The organism is Caproicibacter sp. (assembly GCF_046707225.1).
GTDB lineage: Bacteria > Bacillota > Clostridia > Oscillospirales > Acutalibacteraceae > Caproicibacter.
In genome coordinates this window covers 106,481-130,063 of record NZ_JBJKOP010000008.1, presented here as the reverse complement: position 1 = coordinate 130,063, position 23,583 = coordinate 106,481, and the positions used below count along the sequence as shown (strand labels likewise).

Here is a 23,583-nt window from a genome sequence, read left to right as displayed (position 1 = left end):
CTTCGCGGGGAAACTTATAATCCGTATCGGTCTTATGTTCTCTTCCCTTTCGGAATAATTTTAGTATAAGGCCCCAATATGTCCGTGAAGTGAATCGAATATAAATGAAATAAGAAATATCTGTGAAGAAAGTAAGAATGAATGACTGATGAAACATTTGAATGCTCCCGTTTTTCGGGAAATGGTATCGCGAATTGGAGGTTGCACATGGACAGAATTGCAGTATTGATCCCCTGTTACAACGAAGTACGGACCGTGGCGAAGGTGATCTCGGATTTCCGGCGCACACTGCCGCAGGCCGTTATTTACGTTTACGACAACAACTCGACGGACGGAACGGACCTTGCCGCCAGAGAGGCGGGCGCGGTCGTGCGGTACGAATATCGCCAGGGAAAGGGCCAGGTGATCCGCAGCATGTTCCGCGACATCGACGCCGAGTGTTATATTATCGCCGACGGGGACGACACCTATCCTGCCGAATGTGCCCGGCAGATGGCAAACATCATTTTAAATGAAAAAGCGGATATGGTAATCGGGGACCGGCTCTCCGCTACCTACTTTGAGGAAAATTCAAGGCCGTTCCACAGTATTGGCAATACGATGGTGAAAAAAACCATTAATTTCCTGTTCCACACGGACATCAGCGACATTTTGACCGGGTACCGCGCCTTCGGTTATGAGTTCGTCAAAACGTTTCCGGTTTTGTCTAAGGGATTCGAGATCGAAACGGAAATGACCATTCACGCTCTGGATAAAAATTTGGGAATTGAAAATGTCGTCGTGCCCTACCGGGACCGTCCGGCGGGCAGCGAATCCAAGCTGAACACGTATTCCGACGGGATCAAAGTGCTGCGAACCGTGGTGCGGCTGTATAAAAACTGCCGTCCGTTTCAATTCTTCGGATTCCTCGGCGGCCTGATGTTTCTGCTCGGCGTCATTCTGATCACGCCCGTTTTCATCGAATATGTCAGAACAAGCCTGGTCCCGCGGATTCCCACCCTGATTGTCAGCGGTTTTCTGACGCTGGGGGCGCTGCTTTCCATTTTCTGCGGGGCGATACTGGACGTTCTGGCCCAGCAAAACCGCCAGGACTTTGAACTCCGATTGAATGAATTTCACGAAATCCGCCGTATGAAGCACCTCAAAACGAATCATGAAAATCGCTCCTGACGGCCCGAAAACGTCAAAAAAGCCGTCTCCCGAAGGAGGCGGCTTTTTTGATGTTCGGTCTTACTCGATCACCTGGACATTAGCAGCGCGCAGCTTGCCGTTACGGGAATCCGTTTCAGTGTCATAGGAAACCTTCTGACCTTCGGAAAGAGTTTTATATCCGTCAGCCTGGATAGCGGAAAAATGTACAAACACATCTTCGCCGCCGTCGTCGTTGGAAATAAATCCATAGCCCTTTTCCGCATTAAACCATTTTACTGTGCCTTTATTCATTTCGAAAAGCACCTCCGATATTAGTATGTCCTAATGTGAAACTAAAAACTCACATCCGGCGCAAATCATTAAACGTTCAATGACTTACATAAAGATGTGAGTTCCATTGGCACATTTAGAAGACGGTAATTATTTTAACATAGAACCCGTTCTTTGTCAAACTGAATCTTAATTAAAAATTCCGTTTAATGTGCCGCAAGCCGGAGAAACTAACGAAAAAGAAAGGAGTATGAAATGGAACAGAATAAATTGACCAAAGAAAACGAAGAACCAAGGCTGAAGCTGGAAGACGATGTTTCTTTCATGAATGAACAGCCGGTTGCCTCCTCCATGGAGTGTACCGGCCTGATGCCGTCTCTTCCCGCGACGGAAGACGAAGCCGAAAACTATTCCAATATCTATTCAGTCCCCACGCCAAGGCAAATAGACGACCCGGAAATCAGAAAGAAGCCTCTTCGCCACCATAAAATCGGCGGAAATAAAACCTAAGTCGAAATTTCCAAGCCGGTCCCGCCAAAAACGGAACCGGCTTTTAAAAATCCATAAAAAGAAGCCGCCTCGCCATAGCCTTACCAGCTATTTTGAGACGGCCCTTGAAAATTACAACGTCAGCCCCAATGGGTGACGATCAAAGTACGGGATGAAGAATTGCGAAAAGTTATTTCATGCTTTCCTCGTATTTCTTGATCATGTTCTTAACCATCTGGCCGCCGACAGAACCGGCTTCCTTCGTGGAAAGATCTCCGTTGTAACCCTGTTTCAGGTTCACACCGACTTCGGACGCAGCTTCCATCTTAAACTTATCCAAAGCTTCACGAGCTTCCGGAACAACATTTTTGTTACTGGACATAAAAGCAACACTCCTTCATTCAAATCTTATTTCATTTCCCTTGCGTTTGCTTTACTATTTTGCGTTGTGATGTCTTTTTTATGAATGTAAATTTTTTCAATATTTAAAGTTTGTATTCCTTGAATGAATCCACGCCCGCAATCAGCAAAGCGGCGCACACCATAAGCAGCTGATGGGGACTGATGAGCGTATTGAATTTTGCGTTAAAATCGTGCGGTTCCAGCACCTGCCCGTCCAGTGTGTTCAGTGTTCTCTGAAGACTCAGAGTCGCTGTGCCGTCTTCCAGCCCCGCAATGCTGAGGGTGTCCTTTGGGCTTGTGCCGCACGTAACCGCGGTAGCTTCGGATCCTTTCAGCAGTGTGGCCGCATTGACGTTTTTTGATTCTAAAACATAAAGGAAGCCCGGAGGACACGGAAGCGGTTTTTGGGGTGGAAATCCATTTTTGAAAAGTACCATCCCTCTTTTCAGGCCGATTTCAGGTAATTTTTCATATTCATATAAAAAATATTCCGGGGAAGAACCGTATTCTGAAACACGGTTCGGGCCGGAATATCTTACACCTCCGTACTGTGGAAGTGCAGAAATCAGCGCCTGTGATACGGACGTGTCGTTCAGGTCCCCGCATAAAAAAATGTTTACCATGAATCATACGCCCCTGTTTTCAAAATTCTGAAAACAGTATTTACCTGCTCCGCTGAAATATGTAAGGTAATTGCCCCCATATGTTCTTGGAAGTATTTATTTTTTTGACGGTGAATTTGGAATCTGCATTCCGGCCGAATCAATCGTGTAATGATCCTTTGCAATTAACTGAGAAACCGGAACAATGGTATATCCCTCCGACTGCAGCGTTTTTAAAACAGTCGGCAGCGCCGCGGGCGTGTTTTTTGCTCCGTTATGAAACAGGACAATGGAACCGGGTTTTACTTTTTTTGTTACGCGGTCAATAATCTGCTGCGGAGTGGGATTTTTCCAATCAAGAGAATCAGCAAAAGATATAAAAGTAACATTTGGGCTCTTTGATTTTGTGCGAATCCGCAGACACGGCTGTCATTGTCCTGTCCCTGTTTTCCAGAATTCAACGTCCTGCGTTTTAACCTATTGCTTTTCCTGCTGTTCCGCCACCTTGCGGGCCGCCTCCCTTTCGTGAAACTCCTTGTAAATTTCGCAGATCCGCCGGTACGCGATCCGGTCGTCTTCCGGCGTTCGGTTCGGATTATGTACAACCTCACATTTCAGCGGCAATCCTATCACCCCCGAATTATTTTTATGCCTATCTGGTTGTACATCTTTCCAATAAATTTAATCCGGCTTTGCTTTGGCACAGTTCGACGCCATGATTGATGCCGAAGAGTACTGCCATTAAAAAATTAATTAAAAAAATCGCAAAATATTCTCGTTTACCCATGCCGTTAATGATAAGATAAAAGCCATTAAAAGTCTGTGCGAAATCGCAGCTTTTGTTAGAGTTGATTCCCTGTGAGAAAATGAGCAAAAAAGAGCCCGTCACAGATCGTGACAGGCTGTTGAAAGATAACATAGAGATTTTTAAAAAGTTGCCGATGGACAGAAAAAGCAGGTGCCCGACTCCATTCGCTATCTGGTCGAGCATCAAGGGAAACCTTCCGAAACAGCGTCTTAAACCGTTACTATGTATAAACCAGGGCCCCACCCTTTAGCGGCCGCCTGAGAGGGCGATAAAAAACCCGCGCCGCAAACCCGGCGCGGTGGATTACTGCTCAGATTATTTGCTCTTCTTGAACAACGGAACAATTTGAATGCTGGCATCATCGGCCCATTCAATCAGGTTATTTACCGCGTTGCGGGTAACTTTCGTGTCTACTTCCACGCTGGAAAGGCGATCGTCTATGGAACCCAACTGTTTTTCCATGGAGTCCAAACGTGTTCCCATCGAATCCAAACGATTCCCCATAAAATCGAAACGTTTTCCCATAGAATCCAGTTGCCCATTAATAGGCTGCAATTTCAAGTCCATCAATTGGGCAATTGCCTGCAAATCATTTTTGTCCAGCATTATAACACCGCCTTGTTCGTAAAGTATATCATTCACTCCTGCAAATTTCAAGATAAAAAAGGATTGAGATTGCTTATGATCGCCATTTACGCCCGCCAGTCCGTTGACAAAAAAGATTCGCTGAGCATTGACGGCCAGATCGAGCTATGCCGCAAAGAATGCAGTGAAGAGCCGAAGGTTTTCGCCGACCGCGGATATTCCGGCAAGAACACGGACAGACCGGCGTTCCAAAAAATGATGAAAGCCGTCAAGCGGGGAGAAGTTGACAAAATCATCGTTTACCGCCTGGACCGGATCAGCCGTTCCATCACCGACTTTGGGGCAGTATGGGATATGCTGAAAGAACACGGAACGGAATTTGTGTCGGTTAACGAAAAATTCGATACTTCCACCCCCGTCGGCCGGGCAATGGTTTATATCATCATGGTATTCGCCCAGCTTGAGCGTGAAACGATCGCGGAGCGAATCAAGGATAATTACTACCAGCGCGCAAAACGCGGTGTATACCCCGGAGGACCGGCTCCGTTTGGATTCTCTGTAAAACGCACCGTATTGGATGAAAAGGCTGCCTCTGTCCTCGTTCCCGACGAACACATTGAAACGGTGAAAGAAGTCTTTGAACGTTACGCCTATTCCGGGGTTTCGCTTGGCAGCATCGCCGCCTGGCTGGTCAAGCAGAGAATCACCGGAATCGGACGAAAAGCATGGGACAATGTGTCCATCAGCAGGATTCTTCACAATCCCGTTTACGTCAAGGCTGACGCCGACGTGTATTACTTTTACCGTGAAAAGGGCCTTGTCCTCTTTAATGAAATCGACGAATTCACTGGTGAGAAGGCCCTGTTCCTATGGGGCAAACGGAGCCGCGGCGCTAACAAGTACGCAAATCTGAACGAGCAGCTCATTGCCCTAACCGCGCATGACGGAATCATTGATTCCCAAACCTTCCTCGCCTGCCAGCAGAAGCTGGACAGCAATCGGCAGCTGAAACGAACCGGAAGCGGGAAATACACCTGGCTTTCCGGTCTGGTCAAATGCGACCAATGCGGCTATTCGCTCAGGGTGATCCATGCGCGCGGATATTTATATTTTTATTGCTCCGGCAAATCCAATTTGCACATATGCGATGCAAAGCACACGGAGAGCGTCCGGGAAGTCGAAAATGAAGCCGCTGCACAAATTCAGGCGGAACTGGACCGCCTTGCAGACGCACCGGAAAAGGATGAGCCGCTCGACCGCCACAACGCTGAAAAAATAGAAGTCGCCAAAATCGACAGCCAGATTGAAAGCCTGATCGACCGTTTGGAAGAGTCAAATAAAATTACCATGCATTATCTGAACCAGCGTATCGCGACTCTGGACTCCCGGAGAAGCGAGCTGCTGAGCATCATCAATTCCGCCCCGAACCGTCCCCGTCCGAATGTTCCGGATGTGCCGTTCGCGGAGCTGGACTTTGACGCGAAAAAGGCTATTGCGCACATGCTTGTCTCCCGTGTAGAGGCGGGACCTGAGCATGTGAAAGTTGTATTTAAATAGTAAGTACAACCATTTTCTCCCTAAAAACAGGCGCGAAAAAGGCACCCGTTCAAAACGGATGCCCTATAATTTTTTGTCCCGTGTTACGCCCGGGTTATCGACTGCTATCCTTGCTTTTGTTGTTTAGTCCTTAAAACAGTTTAAAATGACTCCAACGCCGAAATTAAAGCCTTCGGTTTGGCATGAAAAGTTAGGCTTGTTGAATATTTCCAACTTTTGTAGTGTAGCACGATTCATTGCTTTTGTCAAATAAAAAAAGAAACGGACGAAGGCTGTCCACATGATATTGATCCATTTCAATCTTTGAATGCTATATGTTGATAACTCGGTTGAAATTGTGGATAGGAAAGAGTGGCATTAAAATTTGCATTTTAACAAAAATCAACTTAAAATTTACATAACCTTGCTTGCACTTGCACGTGTTTCAGCATATGATGGACTACAGAAAGGAGAAAAACCATGGGCGTTATCTATGAAGTTATGAAACTTCCGGAAAAAGATAAGAAAAAATTTCTTGAAGGGATCATCAATCAGGAGGCATTTAAAAAATTTAATCCTGAAAAAATCAAGAGTCCAAAAGTAGGGGCCGGCAAATAACACAAGAAACCGTGACGATAACGTTACGGGTATTTTTTTGCTCTTTTTCCTTTTATAACACACCGCCTCCATCCGGTTCTGGCCCGGGCGGGCACTCAGCTGCCCAACAAAAGCTTATTATTTCCATATAATGTCATTGATTTTTTTACAAAGCTGTGGTATACTCTATGAGTATTCTAAAATGTACGAAATGTCTCACATTTTTTGTAAGTCATTCACATTGTGAAGATTTACACAAAATGTGAGTTTTTTTTACGCGGCGGATACAAATTAATTTAATGGAGGTACCTGTTTATGAATAACGGTACAGTAAAATGGTTTAACGCAGATAAAGGCTATGGCTTTATTTCCAACGATGATGGCGGCGAGGATGTTTTCGTTCATTTCTCTGCTATCCAGTCTGACGGTTATAAATCATTAGAAGAAGGCCAGAAAGTAGTTTACGATACTGAAACAGATTCCCGCAACGGAAAACTGCGCGCGTCAAATGTACGTATCGCGTAAACCTTCGTTCCGCCCTATATGGGCGGTTCTTTTCTTATTTTAGGTCGTTTAATTTTCACCAAACTGTTTGCTGTTTTACTAGGATGTAAACAGAGAATCTTAACGGAGGTCGAACATGGATCGAAACAATATAGTGGTTCTTAAAAGCAAACTTACCGTGTATACGGTCTGTTATCAAGAAGCTAAAAGAACCAAAGACCTAAAACGTATGATTCTTCTTGCCCCTATCATAAGCGACCTCCAAAATGAGATTGGAATTTTGGAAGAGTAAACCTTCGGCTTCTACTGTTGCAGTAGGAGCCTTGTTTATTTATGCTTTAGCTTTAGCTGAAAGGGAAATATCTCCGTGAAAATCAAAAGTTATAAAAAGGACACGCCTGACTTTAAAAAAATTCAGGAAGCGCTCGCTGCTGAATGGCAAGAGCAACTCAAAAATGACTCACCGGAAAGTGAAACTACAGAATGTATCGATTCCGACTGATCAGCCGCCCTAACGGGCGGCTGATGTTATATTTTAGGGCAGCACGGCAATGCATAAGCCACATTAATTTAACATCTTATGTTTCAACGTCCCATTGAATCGGATACATATTTAAATCCTGGGTGGATTTTACCACTGCATTATTGTAATCGCCGTATGGAGGCCTGAAAAGAATCGGGCTGACGCCTGTAACCGCTTTAATTTTATCGTTACAGGAAACAATCTGATTTTTCATATCGGTTTCCGACAGCTTCGGCATATGGGGATGCGTATTGGAGTGGTTGCAGACTTCATGCCCCGCCGCCGCCAGAGCTTTTACAGAGTCCGGATATTTATCGACCCATGCACCGACAACAAAAAAGGTCGTTTTCACATTGTATTCCTTTAAAATATCAATCAGGGTCTGTGTTTCCTCATTTCCCCACGCCGCGTCAAAAGAAATGGCGATTTTCTTTTCCTCCGTCTTTACATTGTAAATCGGAAGCAGCCGCTTGGTAGACGAGGCCTGTACGGCCTGCACGCTGCGAACTCCTACGGCGGCTGCCACTACTACGGCCAAAGCGCAGAACAGAACGGTGAGAATCCTTTTACGGGTTACGGTAATGACACGCATAGTCTATTTCCCCTTTCTGTTTCAAAATATATGCGAAAGGAGATCACATAAAACCGGTTTATTAAAAAACTGATGGGCGTAACCCCGCCGAGACATCCGAACGCAAAGAAAAAGAGGTTAACGACGGCTCCTGCCGTAATTCTGCGGAAACTGAAACCGAAACTCGGTTCCTTTCCTCTGTTCGCTTTCGACAAAAACCTGAATGCCGTGTCTGTCCGCAATCTGTTTGGCAATCGCAAGCCCAAGGCCCGAACCGCTTTTATTTTCTTCCGACCTTGTCTTGTAGAAACGGTCGAAGATATAAGGAAGATCTTCCGGCGCAATTCCGATTCCGCAGTCGCGGATGGAAACGGACTGATCCTCTGATTTTACCGTCACGGCACTGCCGTTGGGAGAAAATTTGACCGCATTATCCAAAATGATCAAAAGCATCTGACGCAGCCGGCCGTAATCACCCGTCACGGTACAGATCGGCGAGCTTTCCTGCAAAATAATTTCAATATTTTTCGGCTCCGCCAAATGCTGCACGCTTCGCACCACATCATTGAGAACATCGCATAAATTTACCGACTGCATTTCAATCTGAAAATCCGTATTCTGCAGGCGCGACAGATCCAGAAGGTCGTTTACAAGCCTTTGCAGAAACATGCTTTCGCTGAGCATTTGACGGTGATAGCTGCCGATCTGTTCCGGGTCCGTCACCACACCGTCGCAAAGAGCTTCCAGCGATCCCCGGATCACGGTAACGGGAGTTCGCAGCTCGTGGGAAATATTCGCCGTGAAATCCTGCCTGAGGCGATACAGTTTCTGGCTTTCCCGTCTGGCCGCCTCAAGCCGTTCGCTCAGCACGTCGATCACGCCCGCCAGCTCGCCGATTTCGTCTTTCTGGCGCACTTCCGTTTTGGCGCTGTAATCCCCGTTTGCAAGGCTCAGAGCCGTATCCTTCATTTTTCTGAGCGGCTTTGTAAAACTTACCGCGAGGATTCCCGACAGCAGCAGGGACAGCAGCAGCGCGGTGAGTATGCTGGCAGCAAGAATCAGAAATCCCTGTGAAACCGCTTCGTTAATCCCCTCCACCGGAGAATGGAGCAGAAGCGCGCCGACTACCCTGCCCCCGGAACGAATCGGAGTCCCCACCGTAAGAGTCGGTTTGTTCAGAAGGCCGCTGAAGCCCTCGCTGAAGGTTATCCGGTTTTGGAATACTTCTTTTACCACGGCCTCGGCGTCGGGCGGCAGATCGGAATACTGATAGTTTCCTTCTCCCATCGTTCCGCTGGTCAGCAAATTCAGATTTTCATCGACAACCCAGACATCGGTCATGGCAATATCGTCGAGAAAATGCAGGTAAGCGCCGTACCCCATCTGCCCTCCCCCCATCATTCCTCCGCCTGCTCCACCGGAACCGCTCAAATACTTAGAAATCGTCCCCGCCATTGTTTCAGCACGTTTCTGCAATTCCGACTTTTGCAGCGTCATCGTGTGATTCTGAAACAGTATAAAAAAAACGCTGCCGATAATCACGGAGAACAGGAGCAAAACCGACGAAAAATAAAGAGTCAGCTTGCGTGTAATTTTATTCTTCATGATTTTCCCTCAAACTTATAACCAACGCCCCAGATCGTTTTAATTTCCCAGTTTTCATGAGCAAATGCGTCCAATTTGGCACGGAGCCGTTTGATGTGGGAATCGACCGTCCTGCTGTCACCGTAGTAGTCATACCCCCAAAGACTGTTCAGGAGGTTATCCCGTGAAAACACTTTTCCCGGATTGGTTGCAAGAGTCCAAAGCAATTCTGTTTCCTTTTTCGTCAGCGAAACATCCTGCCCGCCGATTGTAACGGCATATTGCTCCAGATTGACACTCAGGTTATCAAAAACAAAAACCGCCTGCTGTTTTTGCCCGTCGGCATTTGAAATCCGCCGCATCACTGCCCGCACTCTGGCCATTACCTCCGCTGGGGAAAACGGCTTTACAATATAATCGTCCGCGCCGATATCCAAACCCATGATCTTCTCAAAGTCCTCACCTCTCGCGGTGATCATGATGACCGGGATGTTCGAGGTCTTCCGAATCTCCCTGCATACTTCAAACCCGTCGATTTTCGGCATCATTACGTCGAGAAGTACAAGGTCAGGCTGCAGCTTGTGAAATAATTCCAGCGCCTGCTGTCCGTCCAGAGCAACCGAAGGCAAAAAGCCTTCTTTTTTTGCGTATTCTTCCAAAATAGACGTAATTTGGCGGTTGTCGTCTGCAATTAACAGGGTCTGCAAAAGAATCACCCTTTTTACAATTTCATTGTTAATTGATTTTATAATATCTGATCGTGTTTGTAAAATTCAAATTGAAAATGTTCGACAAATAAAAAAGAAAAAACATATTTTCGCCACAGAGCAGCGGTATCATGTCAATGCAGTAAAAATTGAAATGCAGAAAGGAAGACTTCAATGAAAAGTTGGAAGAAAGCTGTTGTGATTGGCGTGACGGCACTTATGGCGGGTACCGTTTCGATTTCCGCGTACGCCGCGTCGAATCACCAATCTCCTGCCGAGACCGTTGCAGCATTAACCGGAAGAACCTCTGGGAGCGTAACCGAGGAAAGACTGAATACCGGCAAAACCTATGGAGCGATTGCAAGCGAAGCGGGGGTTTTGGATGAATTCAAGGACGACCGGCTGCATAATAGAAAAGATATTCTCGACCAGCAGGTTGAAAACGGAACCATCACGCAGGAAAGAGCCGACGAAATTCTGAATGAAATGGAAGAGCGGCAGGAATCCTGCGGCGGCACGGGGACAGGTTTCGGCGGCGGCTACGCCGGCGGACGGGGATGCTTCGGCGCAGGTTACGGCCGAAATGACAACTCCTGATCAAAAAAACAGAGGCTCCGTTTGGGTTTTCCCAAACGGAGCCTCTGCCTGCTTATTCCGTATTTTTAATTTCTTCCCGGAGGTCTTCAATATATGGCTCCAGCTTGTCCTTGCGTTCCTGATCATTTTCTTTTTCGGCCGTATGGTAATAAGCCAGGAACACCCTTAACTTGCTTTGCAGCGCAATCTTAGAGTTCACTTTCATTTTAGACCTCCCGTAATTCAATTTCATCTTAAAGTATTGTTTACATAATAACATAAAATTATGAATTTTTTATGAACATTTGAAGAGCTAACCGCCCAGCGTTACATCACAGCTCTGATACCACCGCAGCGCCTCATAAAAATGTGAAGGTTTGAAATCAGGCCAGAAGTCGTCTATGATGTAAAAATCCGCATAAACCGACTGGGCAGGCAAAAAACCGCTTAAACGCCTGCACCCGCCCCACCTGATGATCAGATCCATTCTTGGAATTCCGGACGATTTGATCCGCCCGTTCTGTGCAAGGCCGTTTATATCCCACTCCCAGTCATAATTCACCAGAAAATTCAAATTGATTGTTCCCTTGCCAAAGCAAACCCTTCGGTTTGCATATTTTTTCAGTTCCGTTGGGAAAGCAGGCGATTCCGCATTTCCCACGACCAGCAAATTGGCGTCTTTGCCGCTTAATAGTTCGACAGCATCCACACAGGCCTTCGTAAATGAGTCGCGCTGCTCTTTTGCCCTTTTATTATTGTCTTTGGTGAAGCCGTAAAAAGTCGCTTCTTTCACACCGCATTCCAGCAGCTGACGATAAAGCTCAAACCCCGGCTGAATGCCGTACCGATACCCGTCTTCTTTCTTAAATCCGTTTCTTTGGGCCCATCTTCTGTTTCCGTCGGGAATGATACCGATGTGAGCGGGTATTCTTTTAAATTGTTCCATAAAAATCCCTTTAATTAAAAGTCAGGAAATTATTACCATTCCGATTAATTCCTTATAATTCCTTTCAACTGATAACATTTTCCATTAAATGATAAAATAGTTTAAAAAGGGGATGGACTTGTGATTAAGCTTCTGGACCATGAAAAAATAGATTTAAAGGCATTGGAAATCACAGATATTGTGGATCTTGTCCTGTTGCAAAAATTTCAGGATAATTTTGCCAAAGGAATGAATTGCGCGAGCGTCACGGTTGACCGCAACGGGAATCCGGTCACCCAGCCCAGCTCTTACACAAAGTTCTGCACCGAATTTATACATAAATCCACAATCGGAGACAGCCGGTGTGCGGAATCGCATCATCGAATGGGCTTAGAAGCCGCCAGAACCGGACGGCCCTTTATCGGCAACTGCCACGCCGGACTGATTGATTTCGCGGCTCCCATCATGGTGGGCGGCGAGCTTGTCGGCACCGTGCTCGGAGGGCAGTGCCTTGCCGGCAGCCCGGAGGAAGAAATATACCGAAAGACCGCCCAGGAAATCGGAGTTAGCGAATCCGGGCTGGTGGAAGCCGTTCATGAAATTGAAGCAACCAAATCCGAACGCATCTCGGCGGCGGCAGAAGTTCTCTTTATTGTCGTAAATTCCCTCGCGCAAAGCGGATACGCAAGACTGCAGTTGGAAGCGATCGCAAAAAGGCTTGCCGGCAAATTTGTTGAAATCTCCGCCACTTTGGAAGAACTCGCGTCGTCTTCACAGAGTATTATGGGCGAGCAGGAAGATTTAAATCAGGAAATTACACAGATTGGGAAATTTAATACCGAAATCGGAAATATTCTTGCGCTGATCAATAAAATAGCGATGAATACGAAAATCCTCGGCATTAACTCTTCCATCGAGGCGGCCCACGCGGGCGAATCGGGCGTAGGCTTTGCGGTCGTAGCCAGAGAGATTAAAAACCTTTCGGATAATTCCAAAGAAACAGCCAATGAAATTTCTCTGCTGACGGAAAAAATTAAAAAATCCATCAGCGAGACGGTAACCCACTCCGAAGTGACCCTGAGCACATCTCACGAGCAGGCAAAAGCACTTGAGGACGTCTCCAACGCGGTTCAGCAGATCGTCCATCTAGCGGATGAGCTGGACAACATGCTGAAAAACAGGGACGAACTCTAAATTTCCATATAACAAGGAGGCGCCGCGCGGCTACAGCCGCGCGGCGTTCTCTTCGTCAGCCTTCTTTTACGATTTTCTCAAGGCAGTGAATCAGGTCCTGAAGGCTGCGGATCTGAACATTCTGCTTCATGATCTCCGATTTCAAACCCTCAGACAGAGAATTAAATCGATCTTTCATTTTTGGGTCAATTTCAGTCATAAACACGATCACCCCGTCGATTAGCATTTCCCTTTCTTCAGAGAAAAACCATAAATCGGAGCAATCGCCCTCCTAAAATGAAAGTATTACATGCCGTGCTTGACGCGATCCCGCTCCTCAGCGCGTTTTGCGTTGTTCCAGCGGTCCATTGTTCCGACCAGATACCCTGTGATCCGGCGGATCCTCTCAAACGGAACCGGCTCCAGCTCATAGGACAGGTTCACATACTCGCCGTCCGGCTCAATCTGTAGAGATTTGATGACTCTGCCCGGATTCTTCTGATTGACATACTGAATATAGTTATTGACCTCTGATTCTGCCAATCCATTTCCGGTAACCGTTACATTCGTCTGCATCTTCAAACAGCCTTCTTTCTTAATCTGTTTTCATATCATACAATATATTGACTGAATCGTCAATAGTAAATCTATATATAGTTTGACATTCTGCCGTATAAGCCCAAGGGCTCCGGTCCATCCTGCCGGCCCTTTGCCTAAAATCTGCGAAAACTTAACGCTGTGAAACAAAATTTATGGTATGATATCATCTAAGATTGCGAATATGGACATGTTCCTCCCCCGCCGACGGCGGGGAGGAACATAAGTAACTGACGCAAACTGTAACGACGACCCAATGATCAACATCATCGTGAATTACATCCGGCCAAATGAGAAAGCCTCGCGAGGTTTTAATCTCGTCGTCAAGACGGACAGCCAAAACTTGCTGATAACAACCGAAACGGTCAATTTTACTGAGGAGGGATTTGGTGGTCAAAAGAGCCCTGAAATCCGCCATCGGCGTCAGCCTTGGGGTAGCGATTGGCGGCACCGTTCTGCCCAGGCTTTTGCGCCCATGGTTTTACAACAACACCTATCCGCCCCTGTGGATTCATGCATTATTAAATTTCAGTTTCGCTTACGCCGCATGTTTTTTGATATATCTTTTCGCTGAGTGGATTAAATCAAAGAGGAAAAGCTAAGGTTAAGGCTGCAAAAGGAGGGCCGTATCCGTTTATGCGGATACGGCCCTCTCGCTGCATTATTCTGGAAATCAGTCTTTTGCTTTTGTCGCAACTTCTTCTGAAGCCTTTTTCACGAATTCCGAGAGGCTCATGGCGCCCAGGTCGCCGCCCTTGCGGCTGCGAACGGAAATTTCCCCGTTCTGAGCTTCCTTTTCACCGATTACGAGCATGTAAGGAATCTTTTGAAGCTGCGCCTCGCGAATCTTGTAGCCGATTTTTTCATTGCGCGTGTCAAGTTCCATCCGCAGGCCCGCCGCGGCCAGCTCATCGGCCACCTTCCGGGCATATTCCTGCGTGCCGTCCGAAATCGGAAGCACCTTGACCTGAACCGGAGCCAGCCACAGCGGGAACGCTCCTGCGTAATGCTCCGTCAAAATTCCGATAAACCGCTCGATACTTCCGAAAATAACGCGGTGAATCATAACCGGGCGGTGCTTTTCGCCGTCGGCGCCGGTATAGGTCAGGTCGAACCGCTCTGGCATCTGAAAATCAAGCTGAATCGTACCGCACTGCCAGGTTCTTCCGATGGAGTCACGCAGATGGAAATCGATCTTCGGGCCGTAAAACGCGCCGTCGCCCTCGTTGACAACATAGGGCTTTCCGTTCGCTTTCAAGGCGTGAATCAGCGCGTCCGTCGCCATATTCCACTGTTCGTCGGTTCCCATGGAATCTTTCGGGCGCGTGGAAAGTTCCAGATTGTATTCAAAACCGAACACTTTGTAAAAGCTGTCGATCAGGTCCATCACGCCGAGGATTTCACTTTCAATCTGTTCCGGCGTCATAAAGATGTGAGCGTCGTCCTGGGTAAAGCAGCGAACGCGCATCAGGCCGTGCAAAGCGCCGGAAAGCTCGTGCCGATGCACCAGCCCCAGCTCCGCCACGCGCTCCGGAAGGTCGCGGTAGGAATGCAGCTTGCGCTTATAAACCAGCATTCCGCCGGGGCAGTTCATCGGCTTAATGCAGTAATCCCCGTCGTCGATCTTTGTCGTGTACATGTTGTCCTTATAATGATCCCAGTGCCCGGAGCGAAGCCAGAGGTCTTTGCTCAGGATGATCGGGGTGCGAATCTCCTGATAGCCGTGCTTCGCGTGCTCCTCGCGCCAGAAGTTTTCAAGCAGATTGCGCAGGACCATGCCCTTCGGCAGAAAGAACGGGAAGCCGGGGCCCTCGTCGTAAATGTCGAACAGATCAAGGTCGCGGCCCAGCTTGCGGTGGTCACGCTTTTTTGCTTCCTCCATCATCGTCAGGTATGCATCGAGTTCGGAGGCTTTCGGGAATGAAATGCCGTAAACCCTTTGCAGCATCTTATTGTTTTTGTCCGCGCGCCAGTAGGCGCCGGTGCAGTTGGTCAGTTTGACCGCCTTGACCTGGCCGGTTGTCATCAGGTGCGGGCCGGCGCACAGGTCGACGTAATCGCCCTGCCGGTAAAAACTGATTTTTTCTCCCTTGCCGGAATGTTCCCTGATCAGCTCCACCTTGTAAATCTGGTTTTCCTTTTCCATCAGTTCAATCGCTTCATCCGGGTCCAGCTCAAACCTCTCAAGCGGCAAATTCTGCTTGATGATTTTTTTCATTTCAGCCTCAATGGCGGTGAGATCCTCCGGGGTCAGCGTGCGGGGCAGGTCGAAATCATAGTAAAAGCCGTTTTCAATCGCGGGGCCGATGGCAAAGCCCGCCTCCGGAAACAGGTGTTTCACCGCCTGCGCCATGATGTGGGACGTGGTGTGCCAGTAAGCGCGTTTTCCCTCGGCGTCTTCAAACGTCAGAATTTCCAGACTGCAGTCGCTGTAGAGCGGCGTGCGCAGATCAACCGTTTTTCCGTCGATTTTTCCGGCGCACGCAGCCTTATAAAGCCCGGCGCCGATGGATTTTGCAACCTCTGCAACGGTTGTTCCGCTTTCATAGTCGCGAAGGTCGCCTTTTAAACAGACATGAATCATCCTGTTACACTCCTTTGAAAAATAAAAAAGCCCTGCCCCAAATCCTGGGGCAGGGTATTGATCCTGCGGTTCCACCCAATTCGACAAAAGCCATGCTTTTGCCCTCCTTGCGGCCCGATAACGGCGGCGGCCGGCACACCTTTTGCTCTCGCTTCGGTGTACACTCGGAGGCGGTAGCCTTCCTCCGTCCTGCTGCATGCGCTTTCAGCTCATAACGCACGCTCTCTGAAGCAGGGTCCCGGGCGAGGCTTCCTCGTCAACATTTTCAGCTTTTTCAGTTTTCATGAATCCCTGAATATAAAGATCTTTTATAATGATTATTATAGTAGCACCTTATGCATAAAATGTCAACGTGGCAACCGGATTTCCAAACAATGCGGCAATCATTTTGCAGCATGTCCTAAATTATGAAAACTCAGGAAGCATTTCTAAGCAAATTTCTTGACAGACCGGCATGGAAAGTAATACAATTATTTTTATGATGCAATATTTTGCATTTTATGGGATAACGCACCCATGATACCCAATTTTTATGATTTATTAAATTTTTATTATGAAGAAAAGGAAAAGGAGGTGCCAAAATTTGACTGTTACTCTCATTACCTGTATTATCGCTGTCGTCGCAGCCGCCGCCGTGGCCGCGGTTATATCCTTCCTCGGGGGGGTCGCTCACCGCAAAAAGATTGCCGAGTATACCATCGGTTCGGCGGAGCAGGAAGCAAAGCGGATTGTAAGCGATGCGATCAAGACGGCGGAAGCGAAGAAAAAGGAAGCAATTCTGGAGGGAAAAGATGAAATCCACCGCCAAAGGACGGAATCCGAGCGCGAACTGAATGAGCGCCGGAAAGAAATACAGCGGCAGGAACGCCGCATTCAGCAAAAGGAAGAGACGCTTGACAAAAAGACGGAAAGTCTGGAAGCCAAGGATGAAATCCTGAACAATAAGCTGAAACATGTGGAAGAACGCCTTGGCGAAGCGGAAGCTTTGAAAAAGAGTCAGTTTGAAATGCTGGAACGGATTTCGGGTTTCACCAAGGATCAGGCAAAGGATTATCTTCTGAACAATCTTGAAAATGAGTTAACTCATGAAAAAGCTGTCAAATTGATGGAATTCGATCAGCAGACGAGGGAAGAATCAGAAAAAGCCGCGCGGGAGATTATTTCGACCGCAATTCAGCGCTGCGCCGCGGACCATGTCGCGGAAGCCACCATCTCCGTCGTGCCGCTGCCGAATGATGAAATGAAGGGCAGGATTATCGGCCGCGAGGGAAGAAATATCCGCGCGATTGAGACCATGACCGGCGTCGACCTGATTATCGACGACACGCCGGAAGCGATTACTTTGTCCTGTTTCGAACCGGTCCGCCGCGAAGTGGCTCGCATCGCCCTGGAACACCTGATTGCAGACGGAAGAATTCATCCCGCACGGATTGAAGAAACAATCGAAAAGGCTCGTCGAGAGGTGGACGCCACCATTAAGCAGGAAGGCGAGCACGCCGTGATTGAAGCCGGCGTCAACGGCGTACACCCTGAACTTGTGAAGCTGCTGGGACGGCTGCGTTACCGCACCAGCTACGGCCAGAATGTTTTGAACCATTCCCTTGAAGTCGCCTATCTTGCCGGCATGATGGCAAGCGAACTCGGGTTGGACCCAACCGTTGCGCGCAGAGCCGGTCTGCTGCATGATATCGGCAAAGCGCTGGATCATGAAATCGAAGGTTCCCATGTCGACATCGGCGTCGATATGGCTCGCAAATATAAGGAAAGCGACGCGGTGGTACACGCGATACAGGCCCATCACGGAGACGTTGAAGCCAAAACGATCGTCGCCTGTCTGGTTCAGGCCGCAGACGCAATCAGCGCGGCGCGGCCGGGGGCAAGGCGGGAAAACCTGGAGAACTACATTAAGCGTCTGGAAAAGCTGGAGGCCGTTGCCTCCTCGTTTGACGGAGTCGACCGAAGCTATGCCATTCAGGCGGGCCGCGAAATCAGGATCATGGTAAAACCGGAATCCGTCGGCGATGACAAAATGGTGCTTCTGGCACGGGATATCTGTAAAAAAATCGAAAGTGATTTGGAATATCCGGGCCAGATCAAGGTTACCATAATCCGTGAAAGCAGAGCGATTGAATACGCAAAATGAAATTTCATCCGTCAGCTGAAGCTGCGGTGCAGGCTGTGGCACAGGAGGAACTTCTCTCCTGTGCAAACATTTTGGAACGACAGGGGAACAGAGTGCTGTTCCCTTTTTTTATCCGGAGTTTTCATCTTTGGGGGTAATCAAGTGAATATATTGGCAATCGGAGACGTGGTCGGCAGCATCGGCTGCAATTTTCTGCGCAGTCACCTGCCGGCCGTCAAAAAAATGAAAGGGATCGATCTGGTCATCGCGAACGGGGAAAACTCCGCCGACGGCAACGGACTGACCCCCGCGTCCGTTCATCATCTGTTCGACAGCGGCGTGGATGTTATTACATCAGGCAACCACAGCTTTCGCCGCAGGGAGAGCTACGATCTTTACGATTCCTGCCCGGCTCTGCTCCGCCCCGCGAATTTTCCTTCCTCCGCGCCCGGAAAGGGTTTTGAAGTCATCGATCTCGGGCGGATTCAGGTAGGCGTTCTGAATCTGATCGGAGTTGTTTACATGGAAAGCATGGAATCTCCTTTCGACGCTGCCGACCGGATTCTCTCGGCGGGCGTACCGAAAATCACACTGGTTGACTTTCATGCCGAGGCGACCGGAGAAAAGCGTTCTCTGGCCTACTACCTCGACGGCCGTGTTACGGCGGTTTTCGGCACGCATACCCATGTGCAAACCGCAGATGAAACAATTCTTCCCGGTGGCACGGGGTATCTTTCGGACCTGGGAATGACCGGCCCGGTTCAATCCGTGCTGGGGGTCAAACCGGAACTTACTATTCAGAAAATGAGGACAAAAATGCCGGTCCGCTTTGAGCTGGCGGACGGCGACTGCCGGATTGACGGCGCTGTTTTTTCCATCGATGAAAAGACGGGAAAGACGATTTCCATCGAAAGGCTACAAATCTCATGATAAAGTTTGGTAATATCGCTGTCTAAATTTTGATAATATAATTATTTTTTATAAAATATCTTGCAAAAACTTTTTTTTCGATTTATGATATTACTATTAAAAAAAGTTGGAGGATAGCTTATGGAAATCTTAAAAGTGTCGTCAAAATCGGCGCCTAATTCCGTTGCCGGCGCGGTTGCGGGGGTCATCCGGGAATCCGGCGCGGTGGAAATCCAGGCCGTCGGCGCCGGCGCCACCAATCAGGCTATCAAAGCCATAGCTATCGCGCGCGGTTATCTGGCGCCATCGGGAATTGACGCAATATGTACCCCGGCTTTTGCAAGCGTCACAATCGACGGCGAGGAACGCACCGCAATCAAGCTCATCGTAGAACCCCGGTAATACATGCCGATATCCTCACTTTACGTGGGGATATTTTTATTTTCCGCTTTCATTCCGGCAAATTATTAAAGATTGAATCCAATGGAAGTGTATGGTATAATAGTCGATATGAAACCGGACCGAACCGGGTTTTAACCGCTGTTAGAATTGAGGGAGTGCTGACAAAGTGATAAACGGGATTGATTTGAAAAACGCTATCATATCCGGTGCAAATAATATAATCCGCTATAAAACATCGGTCGATGAACTTAACATTTTCCCTGTCCCGGATGGAGATACGGGAACCAATATGTCCATGACGATGGGCTCCGCCGCCGCAGAGCTGGCTAAAACAACGTCAAGTTCCGCCGGGGAAGTCGCAAAGATCGCCTCCGGCGCCCTTCTGCGCGGCGCGAGGGGAAATTCGGGCGTTATTCTTTCTCTGCTGTTCCGCGGATTCGCGAAAGGCGTGGAGGGGATGGAGGAAGTCGGCGGCTCCGACCTTGCCTCGGCTCTCGGCGTTGGCGTGGAGGCCGCATATAAGGCGGTTATGAAACCGACCGAAGGCACGATTCTGACCGTTTCACGGATCGCATGCGAAGCAGGAAAGGCCGCCGCGCTTGACGATGACGACCCCGTAGCGGTATGGGAAGCCATTTGCAGAGGAGCACAGGAAGCGCTTGCCAAAACTCCGGAGCTCCTCCCCGTTCTGAAACGCGCCGGCGTTGTCGACGCCGGGGGCAAAGGCTTGTGCCATATTTTTGACGGTATGCTGAGCGTATTCCGTGACCACACCGTGATTTCAAACGAAATGCCGGAGGCGGAAGGCGATCAGCCCGGCAAGAGCAGGACATTGGACAGCGACTTTTTCCGCAACGCGGCCGCCGAATTCGACGAAGTGATTAACTTCACCTACTGCACCGAGTTCATCATCGGGCGGAATTCCGAATGCGCGAAAGACCCACAGGACCTTCGAACCTACCTTGAAAGCATGGGCGACTGCGTCCTCGTTGTGGACGATGACGAAATCATCAAGGTTCACGTACACACGGAGGATCCGGGCAACGCATTGGAAGCGGGCCTTGCCTACGGGCAGCTGCTGACGGTAAAAATTGATAATATGAAAGAGCAGCACCGGAAAAACGCCGAGGAAAACGAAGCCGCCAAAGCAAGATCAGCGGCTCCGGAACCGGCGGAGCCGGTGGAAGAAGTCGGTTTTGTGGCGGTCGCCGCGGGCGAAGGTCTGCAAACGCTTTTTTCCGACCTGGGCTGCGCGCAGGTGGTCAGCGGCGGGCAGACCATGAATCCAAGCACCGAGGAACTGATGGCCGCGGTCCTTGCGACTCCGGCGAAGACCGTCATCATTCTGCCGAATAACAAAAACATCATTCTGGCTGCTGAGCAGACCATTCCTCTGATTCAGGACCGAAAGGTGATTGTACTGCCGACCCGGACGATTCCGCAGGGCCTTTCCGCGCTGCTGGCCTATAATCCGGACGGAAGCGTCGAAGTTAACACCGTCGGCATGATGGAAGCAGCGTCCGGCGTTGAGACCGGCACCGTGACGTTCGCGGCCCGCGACTCCGAATTCGGGGGAAAAAGAATTCACGAAGGGGACACGCTGGGACTGGTGAACGGCAAATTAAGCCTGATTGAGAAGAGCAAGGACGTGGTTCACGCCTGTTCCAAGCTGACACGCTCCATGGTGGGACGCGGAACCTCGTTTATCACGCTGATATACGGCGCGGATGTGACCGATGAAATGGCGAACGACGCATATAACCGCATCAAGGCCAAAGTCAGCGGCGATATTGAAATCACCCTTGTCAACGGCGGACAGCCGGTCTACTACTTTGTTGTTTCGGTTGAATGAAAGCCATGCCCGCCTGAGTTGCCAAAAAATGTTTTGCAGGTGGTAAAATGGCCAGCCTATACGGACAGGAAATACAAACACTGAAAGGCGTCGGCAAACGGCGCGCGGAGCTTTTTCGAAAGCTCGGCGCGCCGTCGGTCGGCGCTTTGCTGCGTCTGTACCCCCGAGCCTATGAGGACCTGAGCCACCCCTTAACCATCCGTACCGCTCCGCTGGGAACGCCCTGCGCCGTCCGGGCAACCGTGATTCAGGCGCCCCGTGAAACTCGAATCCGCGGGGGAATGACGCTCTACAAGGCCCGTGCGGACGACGGGGAAAGCACCCTGGAACTGACTTTCTTCAACAACCGTTTCGTCATGAACCTGCTGAGGGAAAACGAAACCTATCTTTTTTACGGCAAAGTAACCGCTAATTTCCTCAAACGGGAGATGGCTTCGCCGGAGTTTTATCCGGCTGAATCCTGTCCCCCGGTCCTGCCTGTGTACCGCCAAACAAACGGCCTTTCCAGCCGGATGATCGGAAACGCGGTCCGCGAGGCGCTCCGTCTGCTGCCGGACCCGGTCCGCGACCCGATTCCGCCGATGCTGCGAAAAGAGCATTCCCTTCCCCGCCTGGATTTTGCTCTGAAAAACATTCATTTCCCCGCAACGATGGAATCACTCGCGCTGGCAAGAAGGCGGCTGATTTTCGAAGAGCTTTTGGTTTTGCAGCTCGGTCTTTTGAAAATCGGGGGCCGTTCCCGCTCCAGAAGCCGGTTTCAGCTTCAAAAAGACTTCACAGGGGAATTTTACAGTTTGCTGCCTTTTTCGCCCACGGACGCCCAGAAAAGGGCCGTTCGGGAAGCAATGGCTGACCTGCTCGGCGGTTTCCCGATGAACCGCCTGATTCAGGGAGACGTCGGTTCCGGCAAAACGGCCGTGGCCGCCGCCCTGTGTTACTCCGCGATTCGCAACGGCATGCAGGCGGCGCTGATGGCTCCGACGGAAATTCTCGCACGGCAGCACGCGCAAACGCTTTCAGCGCTGCTGTCCCCCGCGGGAATACGGGTCGGCCTTCTGACCGGCTCTCTCCCCGCCGCCGAAAAGAAGAAGCTGCGCGCCGCGCTTGCCTGCGGTGAAATCGACCTGTTGATCGGCACGCACGCGCTGATTTCGTCCGAGGTAAAATTCCTCCGGCTGGGTCTTGTAGTCACGGACGAACAGCACCGGTTCGGGGTCACCCAGCGGGCGGCACTCGCCGCGAAAGGCGGCCGCCCCCATATGCTGATTATGAGCGCGACGCCGATTCCCCGAACGCTCGCCCTGATGATTTACGGCGATCTGGACCTTTCCGTACTGGACGAGCTGCCGCCGGGCAGGCAGAAAACAGAGACCTACGCCGTAACGCCGGATTACCGCACGCGCGTTTTCAACTTTGTTAAAAAGCAGATACAAAAGAACAGGCAGTGCTACATCATCTGCCCCACGATTGAAGAGGGCGGCAGCGATCTGGCAAGCGTGACGGCTTACGCGGAGCTTCTGAAGAACAAATGGCTGCCGGACTGCAGAATCGCCATGCTGCACGGAAAGATGAAGTCAAAGGAAAAAGAAGCGGTGATGGATCGGTTTTCCCGGGGGAAAACCGACGTTCTGGTTTCCACTACGGTCGTGGAAGTTGGGGTCGACGTGCCGAACGCCACGGTCATGCTGGTCGAGAACGCGGAACGCTACGGCCTTTCCCAGCTGCATCAGCTGCGGGGACGCATTGGGCGCGGGACTCACGCGTCAACCTGCATCCTGATTTCCGCGGCACAGAACGACGAAGCCCTCGCACGGCTGAAAATTATGTGCTCCACCTCCGACGGGTTCCGTATCGCGGAGGAGGACCTGAAACTCCGCGGGCCCGGCGACTTTTTCGGAAACCGGCAGCACGGACTTCCCGATTTGAGAATCGCGGATATGATGACGGACATGGACCCCCTGCGGGAAGCTCAGTCGGTCGCGAAAGAAATATCCGGTTCGGACCCGGAGCTCTCTCTGCCGGAGCACCGGGGACTGCGGGCAGAGGTAAGGCAGCTCTTTGAAAACTGGACGGATTGAAAATTTTTAGGCTGCGTTTGAAAAAACGCGGCCTT

Annotated in this window: 28 protein-coding genes; 14 read left to right on the top strand and 14 right to left on the bottom strand. The window is 49.6% G+C overall.

Annotated elements, in window-relative coordinates:
• Window positions 1-207: 207 nt before the first annotated feature.
• A complete protein-coding gene (locus tag ACLQ3M_RS01470; RefSeq protein ID WP_411675931.1) occupies window positions 208-1,170 on the top strand; it encodes a glycosyltransferase in 963 nt (320 codons plus the stop codon).
• 60 nt (window positions 1,171-1,230) lie between these two features.
• On the opposite strand, the gene ACLQ3M_RS01465 is transcribed toward ACLQ3M_RS01470, so the two are convergent.
• The gene (locus tag ACLQ3M_RS01465; RefSeq protein WP_066649990.1) at window positions 1,231-1,443 is read right to left on the bottom strand and encodes a cold-shock protein; all 213 of its coding nucleotides are present in this window, start codon (window positions 1,441-1,443) and stop codon (window positions 1,231-1,233) included.
• 234 nt (window positions 1,444-1,677) lie between these two features.
• Here ACLQ3M_RS01465 and ACLQ3M_RS01460 point away from each other — a divergent pair, with 234 nt between their 5' ends.
• Window positions 1,678-1,932 (top strand): hypothetical protein, encoded by a 255-nt coding sequence (locus ACLQ3M_RS01460; RefSeq protein WP_411675930.1) that lies wholly within the window; start codon window positions 1,678-1,680, stop codon window positions 1,930-1,932.
• Between the two features lie 169 nt (window positions 1,933-2,101).
• Here ACLQ3M_RS01460 and ACLQ3M_RS01455 read toward each other — a convergent pair whose 3' ends face one another.
• The 5 genes from ACLQ3M_RS01455 to ACLQ3M_RS01435 form a co-directional block, all read right to left on the bottom strand.
• Complete coding sequence (locus tag ACLQ3M_RS01455; protein ID WP_411675929.1) at window positions 2,102-2,293, bottom strand: small, acid-soluble spore protein, alpha/beta type; 192 nt, start codon at window positions 2,291-2,293, stop codon at window positions 2,102-2,104.
• A gap of 103 nt (window positions 2,294-2,396) precedes the next feature.
• The gene (locus ACLQ3M_RS01450) at window positions 2,397-2,936 is read right to left on the bottom strand and encodes a hypothetical protein (RefSeq protein ID WP_411675928.1); all 540 of its coding nucleotides are present in this window, start codon (window positions 2,934-2,936) and stop codon (window positions 2,397-2,399) included.
• 456 nt (window positions 2,937-3,392) lie between these two features.
• Window positions 3,393-3,539: a hypothetical protein gene (locus ACLQ3M_RS01445; RefSeq protein ID WP_411675927.1), complete on the bottom strand. Its 147-nt coding sequence runs from the start codon at window positions 3,537-3,539 to the stop codon at window positions 3,393-3,395.
• Between the two features lie 28 nt (window positions 3,540-3,567).
• Complete coding sequence (locus tag ACLQ3M_RS01440) at window positions 3,568-3,906, bottom strand: hypothetical protein (protein WP_411675926.1); 339 nt, start codon at window positions 3,904-3,906, stop codon at window positions 3,568-3,570.
• A gap of 132 nt (window positions 3,907-4,038) precedes the next feature.
• The gene (locus tag ACLQ3M_RS01435) at window positions 4,039-4,329 is read right to left on the bottom strand and encodes a hypothetical protein (RefSeq protein WP_411675925.1); all 291 of its coding nucleotides are present in this window, start codon (window positions 4,327-4,329) and stop codon (window positions 4,039-4,041) included.
• A gap of 75 nt (window positions 4,330-4,404) precedes the next feature.
• Here ACLQ3M_RS01435 and ACLQ3M_RS01430 point away from each other — a divergent pair, with 75 nt between their 5' ends.
• The 4 genes from ACLQ3M_RS01430 (at window position 4,405) to ACLQ3M_RS01415 (ending at window position 7,447) form a co-directional block, all read left to right on the top strand.
• On the top strand, window positions 4,405-5,865 hold the full coding sequence (locus ACLQ3M_RS01430) for a recombinase family protein (protein WP_411675924.1): 1,461 nt from the start codon (window positions 4,405-4,407) through the stop codon (window positions 5,863-5,865).
• A gap of 459 nt (window positions 5,866-6,324) precedes the next feature.
• The gene (locus tag ACLQ3M_RS01425) at window positions 6,325-6,462 is read left to right on the top strand and encodes a hypothetical protein (RefSeq protein WP_411675923.1); all 138 of its coding nucleotides are present in this window, start codon (window positions 6,325-6,327) and stop codon (window positions 6,460-6,462) included.
• Window positions 6,463-6,756: 294 nt separating this feature from the next.
• The gene (locus ACLQ3M_RS01420) at window positions 6,757-6,966 is read left to right on the top strand and encodes a cold-shock protein (RefSeq protein WP_066649973.1); all 210 of its coding nucleotides are present in this window, start codon (window positions 6,757-6,759) and stop codon (window positions 6,964-6,966) included.
• A 346-nt stretch (window positions 6,967-7,312) separates the two neighbouring features.
• Window positions 7,313-7,447 (top strand): hypothetical protein, encoded by a 135-nt coding sequence (locus ACLQ3M_RS01415; RefSeq protein WP_411675922.1) that lies wholly within the window; start codon window positions 7,313-7,315, stop codon window positions 7,445-7,447.
• 76 nt (window positions 7,448-7,523) lie between these two features.
• On the opposite strand, the gene ACLQ3M_RS01410 is transcribed toward ACLQ3M_RS01415, so the two are convergent.
• The 3 genes from ACLQ3M_RS01410 to ACLQ3M_RS01400 all read right to left on the bottom strand — a co-directional run bounded on the left by ACLQ3M_RS01410 (window position 7,524) and on the right by ACLQ3M_RS01400 (window position 10,330).
• Entirely contained in the window at window positions 7,524-8,060 is a 537-nt protein-coding gene (locus ACLQ3M_RS01410; RefSeq protein ID WP_411675921.1) for a polysaccharide deacetylase family protein, read from the bottom strand.
• 117 nt (window positions 8,061-8,177) lie between these two features.
• The gene (locus ACLQ3M_RS01405; RefSeq protein ID WP_411675920.1) at window positions 8,178-9,644 is read right to left on the bottom strand and encodes an ATP-binding protein; all 1,467 of its coding nucleotides are present in this window, start codon (window positions 9,642-9,644) and stop codon (window positions 8,178-8,180) included.
• Complete coding sequence (locus tag ACLQ3M_RS01400; protein WP_411675919.1) at window positions 9,641-10,330, bottom strand: response regulator transcription factor; 690 nt, start codon at window positions 10,328-10,330, stop codon at window positions 9,641-9,643. The genes ACLQ3M_RS01405 and ACLQ3M_RS01400 overlap by 4 nt, the downstream gene beginning before the upstream one ends.
• Window positions 10,331-10,504: 174 nt before the next feature.
• On the opposite strand from ACLQ3M_RS01400, the gene ACLQ3M_RS01395 reads away from it, so the two are divergent.
• A complete protein-coding gene (locus tag ACLQ3M_RS01395) occupies window positions 10,505-10,927 on the top strand; it encodes a DUF2680 domain-containing protein (RefSeq protein ID WP_411675918.1) in 423 nt (140 codons plus the stop codon).
• A gap of 52 nt (window positions 10,928-10,979) precedes the next feature.
• Here the strand turns inward: ACLQ3M_RS01395 and ACLQ3M_RS01390 are convergent, their stop codons facing one another.
• Window positions 10,980-11,132 (bottom strand): hypothetical protein, encoded by a 153-nt coding sequence (locus ACLQ3M_RS01390; RefSeq protein ID WP_156990576.1) that lies wholly within the window; start codon window positions 11,130-11,132, stop codon window positions 10,980-10,982.
• 87 nt (window positions 11,133-11,219) lie between these two features.
• A complete protein-coding gene (locus ACLQ3M_RS01385; RefSeq protein WP_411675917.1) occupies window positions 11,220-11,852 on the bottom strand; it encodes an undecaprenyl diphosphate synthase family protein in 633 nt (210 codons plus the stop codon).
• Between the two features lie 120 nt (window positions 11,853-11,972).
• On the opposite strand from ACLQ3M_RS01385, the gene ACLQ3M_RS01380 reads away from it, so the two are divergent.
• Window positions 11,973-13,025: a PocR ligand-binding domain-containing protein gene (locus ACLQ3M_RS01380; protein ID WP_411675916.1), complete on the top strand. Its 1,053-nt coding sequence runs from the start codon at window positions 11,973-11,975 to the stop codon at window positions 13,023-13,025.
• A gap of 55 nt (window positions 13,026-13,080) precedes the next feature.
• Here the strand turns inward: ACLQ3M_RS01380 and ACLQ3M_RS01375 are convergent, their stop codons facing one another.
• A complete protein-coding gene (locus tag ACLQ3M_RS01375; protein WP_411675915.1) occupies window positions 13,081-13,251 on the bottom strand; it encodes a molecular chaperone GroEL in 171 nt (56 codons plus the stop codon).
• Between the two features lie 59 nt (window positions 13,252-13,310).
• On the bottom strand, window positions 13,311-13,580 hold the full coding sequence (nrdD, locus tag ACLQ3M_RS01370; protein ID WP_411675914.1) for an anaerobic ribonucleoside-triphosphate reductase: 270 nt from the start codon (window positions 13,578-13,580) through the stop codon (window positions 13,311-13,313).
• 277 nt (window positions 13,581-13,857) lie between these two features.
• Between nrdD and ACLQ3M_RS01365 the strand changes: the two genes are divergently transcribed.
• A complete protein-coding gene (locus tag ACLQ3M_RS01365; RefSeq protein WP_411675913.1) occupies window positions 13,858-14,175 on the top strand; it encodes a hypothetical protein in 318 nt (105 codons plus the stop codon).
• A gap of 99 nt (window positions 14,176-14,274) precedes the next feature.
• On the opposite strand, the gene thrS is transcribed toward ACLQ3M_RS01365, so the two are convergent.
• Window positions 14,275-16,185: a threonine--tRNA ligase gene (gene thrS, locus ACLQ3M_RS01360; RefSeq protein WP_411675912.1), complete on the bottom strand. Its 1,911-nt coding sequence runs from the start codon at window positions 16,183-16,185 to the stop codon at window positions 14,275-14,277.
• A 553-nt stretch (window positions 16,186-16,738) separates the two neighbouring features.
• On the opposite strand from thrS, the gene rny reads away from it, so the two are divergent.
• The 5 genes from rny (at window position 16,739) to recG (ending at window position 23,548) form a co-directional block, all read left to right on the top strand.
• A complete protein-coding gene (gene rny / locus ACLQ3M_RS01355; RefSeq protein WP_411675911.1) occupies window positions 16,739-18,328 on the top strand; it encodes a ribonuclease Y in 1,590 nt (529 codons plus the stop codon).
• Between the two features lie 141 nt (window positions 18,329-18,469).
• Window positions 18,470-19,237, top strand: a complete 768-nt coding sequence (locus ACLQ3M_RS01350; protein WP_411675910.1) for a TIGR00282 family metallophosphoesterase — start codon at window positions 18,470-18,472, stop codon at window positions 19,235-19,237.
• A 120-nt stretch (window positions 19,238-19,357) separates the two neighbouring features.
• Window positions 19,358-19,618, top strand: a complete 261-nt coding sequence (locus tag ACLQ3M_RS01345) for a stage V sporulation protein S (RefSeq protein WP_411675909.1) — start codon at window positions 19,358-19,360, stop codon at window positions 19,616-19,618.
• Window positions 19,619-19,784: 166 nt separating this feature from the next.
• Window positions 19,785-21,470, top strand: a complete 1,686-nt coding sequence (locus tag ACLQ3M_RS01340; RefSeq protein WP_411675908.1) for a DAK2 domain-containing protein — start codon at window positions 19,785-19,787, stop codon at window positions 21,468-21,470.
• A gap of 47 nt (window positions 21,471-21,517) precedes the next feature.
• A complete protein-coding gene (gene recG, locus ACLQ3M_RS01335) occupies window positions 21,518-23,548 on the top strand; it encodes an ATP-dependent DNA helicase RecG (protein ID WP_411675907.1) in 2,031 nt (676 codons plus the stop codon).
• Window positions 23,549-23,583 lie beyond the last annotated feature (35 nt).

What these genes read in the sequence shown, in the direction of transcription:
- ACLQ3M_RS01375 (WP_411675915.1), bottom strand. Translation starts at nt 13,251, where the DNA reads ATGCTAATCGACGGGGTGATCGTGTTTATGACTGAAATTGACCCAAAA.
- ACLQ3M_RS01420 (WP_066649973.1), top strand. Translation starts at nt 6,757, where the DNA reads ATGAATAACGGTACAGTAAAATGGTTTAACGCAGATAAAGGCTATGGC.
- ACLQ3M_RS01390 (WP_156990576.1), bottom strand. Translation starts at nt 11,132, where the DNA reads ATGAAAGTGAACTCTAAGATTGCGCTGCAAAGCAAGTTAAGGGTGTTC.
- ACLQ3M_RS01435 (WP_411675925.1), bottom strand. Translation starts at nt 4,329, where the DNA reads ATGCTGGACAAAAATGATTTGCAGGCAATTGCCCAATTGATGGACTTG.
- ACLQ3M_RS01365 (WP_411675913.1), top strand. Translation starts at nt 13,858, where the DNA reads ATGATCAACATCATCGTGAATTACATCCGGCCAAATGAGAAAGCCTCG.
- ACLQ3M_RS01440 (WP_411675926.1), bottom strand. Translation starts at nt 3,906, where the DNA reads ATGCTCGACCAGATAGCGAATGGAGTCGGGCACCTGCTTTTTCTGTCC.
- ACLQ3M_RS01405 (WP_411675920.1), bottom strand. Translation starts at nt 9,644, where the DNA reads ATGAAGAATAAAATTACACGCAAGCTGACTCTTTATTTTTCGTCGGTT.
- ACLQ3M_RS01465 (WP_066649990.1), bottom strand. Translation starts at nt 1,443, where the DNA reads ATGAATAAAGGCACAGTAAAATGGTTTAATGCGGAAAAGGGCTATGGA.
- rny (WP_411675911.1), top strand. Translation starts at nt 16,739, where the DNA reads ATGAAGAAAAGGAAAAGGAGGTGCCAAAATTTGACTGTTACTCTCATT.
- ACLQ3M_RS01430 (WP_411675924.1), top strand. Translation starts at nt 4,405, where the DNA reads ATGATCGCCATTTACGCCCGCCAGTCCGTTGACAAAAAAGATTCGCTG.
- ACLQ3M_RS01470 (WP_411675931.1), top strand. Translation starts at nt 208, where the DNA reads ATGGACAGAATTGCAGTATTGATCCCCTGTTACAACGAAGTACGGACC.
- ACLQ3M_RS01395 (WP_411675918.1), top strand. Translation starts at nt 10,505, where the DNA reads ATGAAAAGTTGGAAGAAAGCTGTTGTGATTGGCGTGACGGCACTTATG.
- ACLQ3M_RS01460 (WP_411675930.1), top strand. Translation starts at nt 1,678, where the DNA reads ATGGAACAGAATAAATTGACCAAAGAAAACGAAGAACCAAGGCTGAAG.
- recG (WP_411675907.1), top strand. Translation starts at nt 21,518, where the DNA reads ATGGCCAGCCTATACGGACAGGAAATACAAACACTGAAAGGCGTCGGC.
- ACLQ3M_RS01450 (WP_411675928.1), bottom strand. Translation starts at nt 2,936, where the DNA reads ATGGTAAACATTTTTTTATGCGGGGACCTGAACGACACGTCCGTATCA.
- ACLQ3M_RS01455 (WP_411675929.1), bottom strand. Translation starts at nt 2,293, where the DNA reads ATGTCCAGTAACAAAAATGTTGTTCCGGAAGCTCGTGAAGCTTTGGAT.
- ACLQ3M_RS01385 (WP_411675917.1), bottom strand. Translation starts at nt 11,852, where the DNA reads ATGGAACAATTTAAAAGAATACCCGCTCACATCGGTATCATTCCCGAC.
- nrdD (WP_411675914.1), bottom strand. Translation starts at nt 13,580, where the DNA reads ATGCAGACGAATGTAACGGTTACCGGAAATGGATTGGCAGAATCAGAG.
- ACLQ3M_RS01410 (WP_411675921.1), bottom strand. Translation starts at nt 8,060, where the DNA reads ATGCGTGTCATTACCGTAACCCGTAAAAGGATTCTCACCGTTCTGTTC.
- ACLQ3M_RS01425 (WP_411675923.1), top strand. Translation starts at nt 6,325, where the DNA reads ATGGGCGTTATCTATGAAGTTATGAAACTTCCGGAAAAAGATAAGAAA.
- ACLQ3M_RS01345 (WP_411675909.1), top strand. Translation starts at nt 19,358, where the DNA reads ATGGAAATCTTAAAAGTGTCGTCAAAATCGGCGCCTAATTCCGTTGCC.
- thrS (WP_411675912.1), bottom strand. Translation starts at nt 16,185, where the DNA reads ATGATTCATGTCTGTTTAAAAGGCGACCTTCGCGACTATGAAAGCGGA.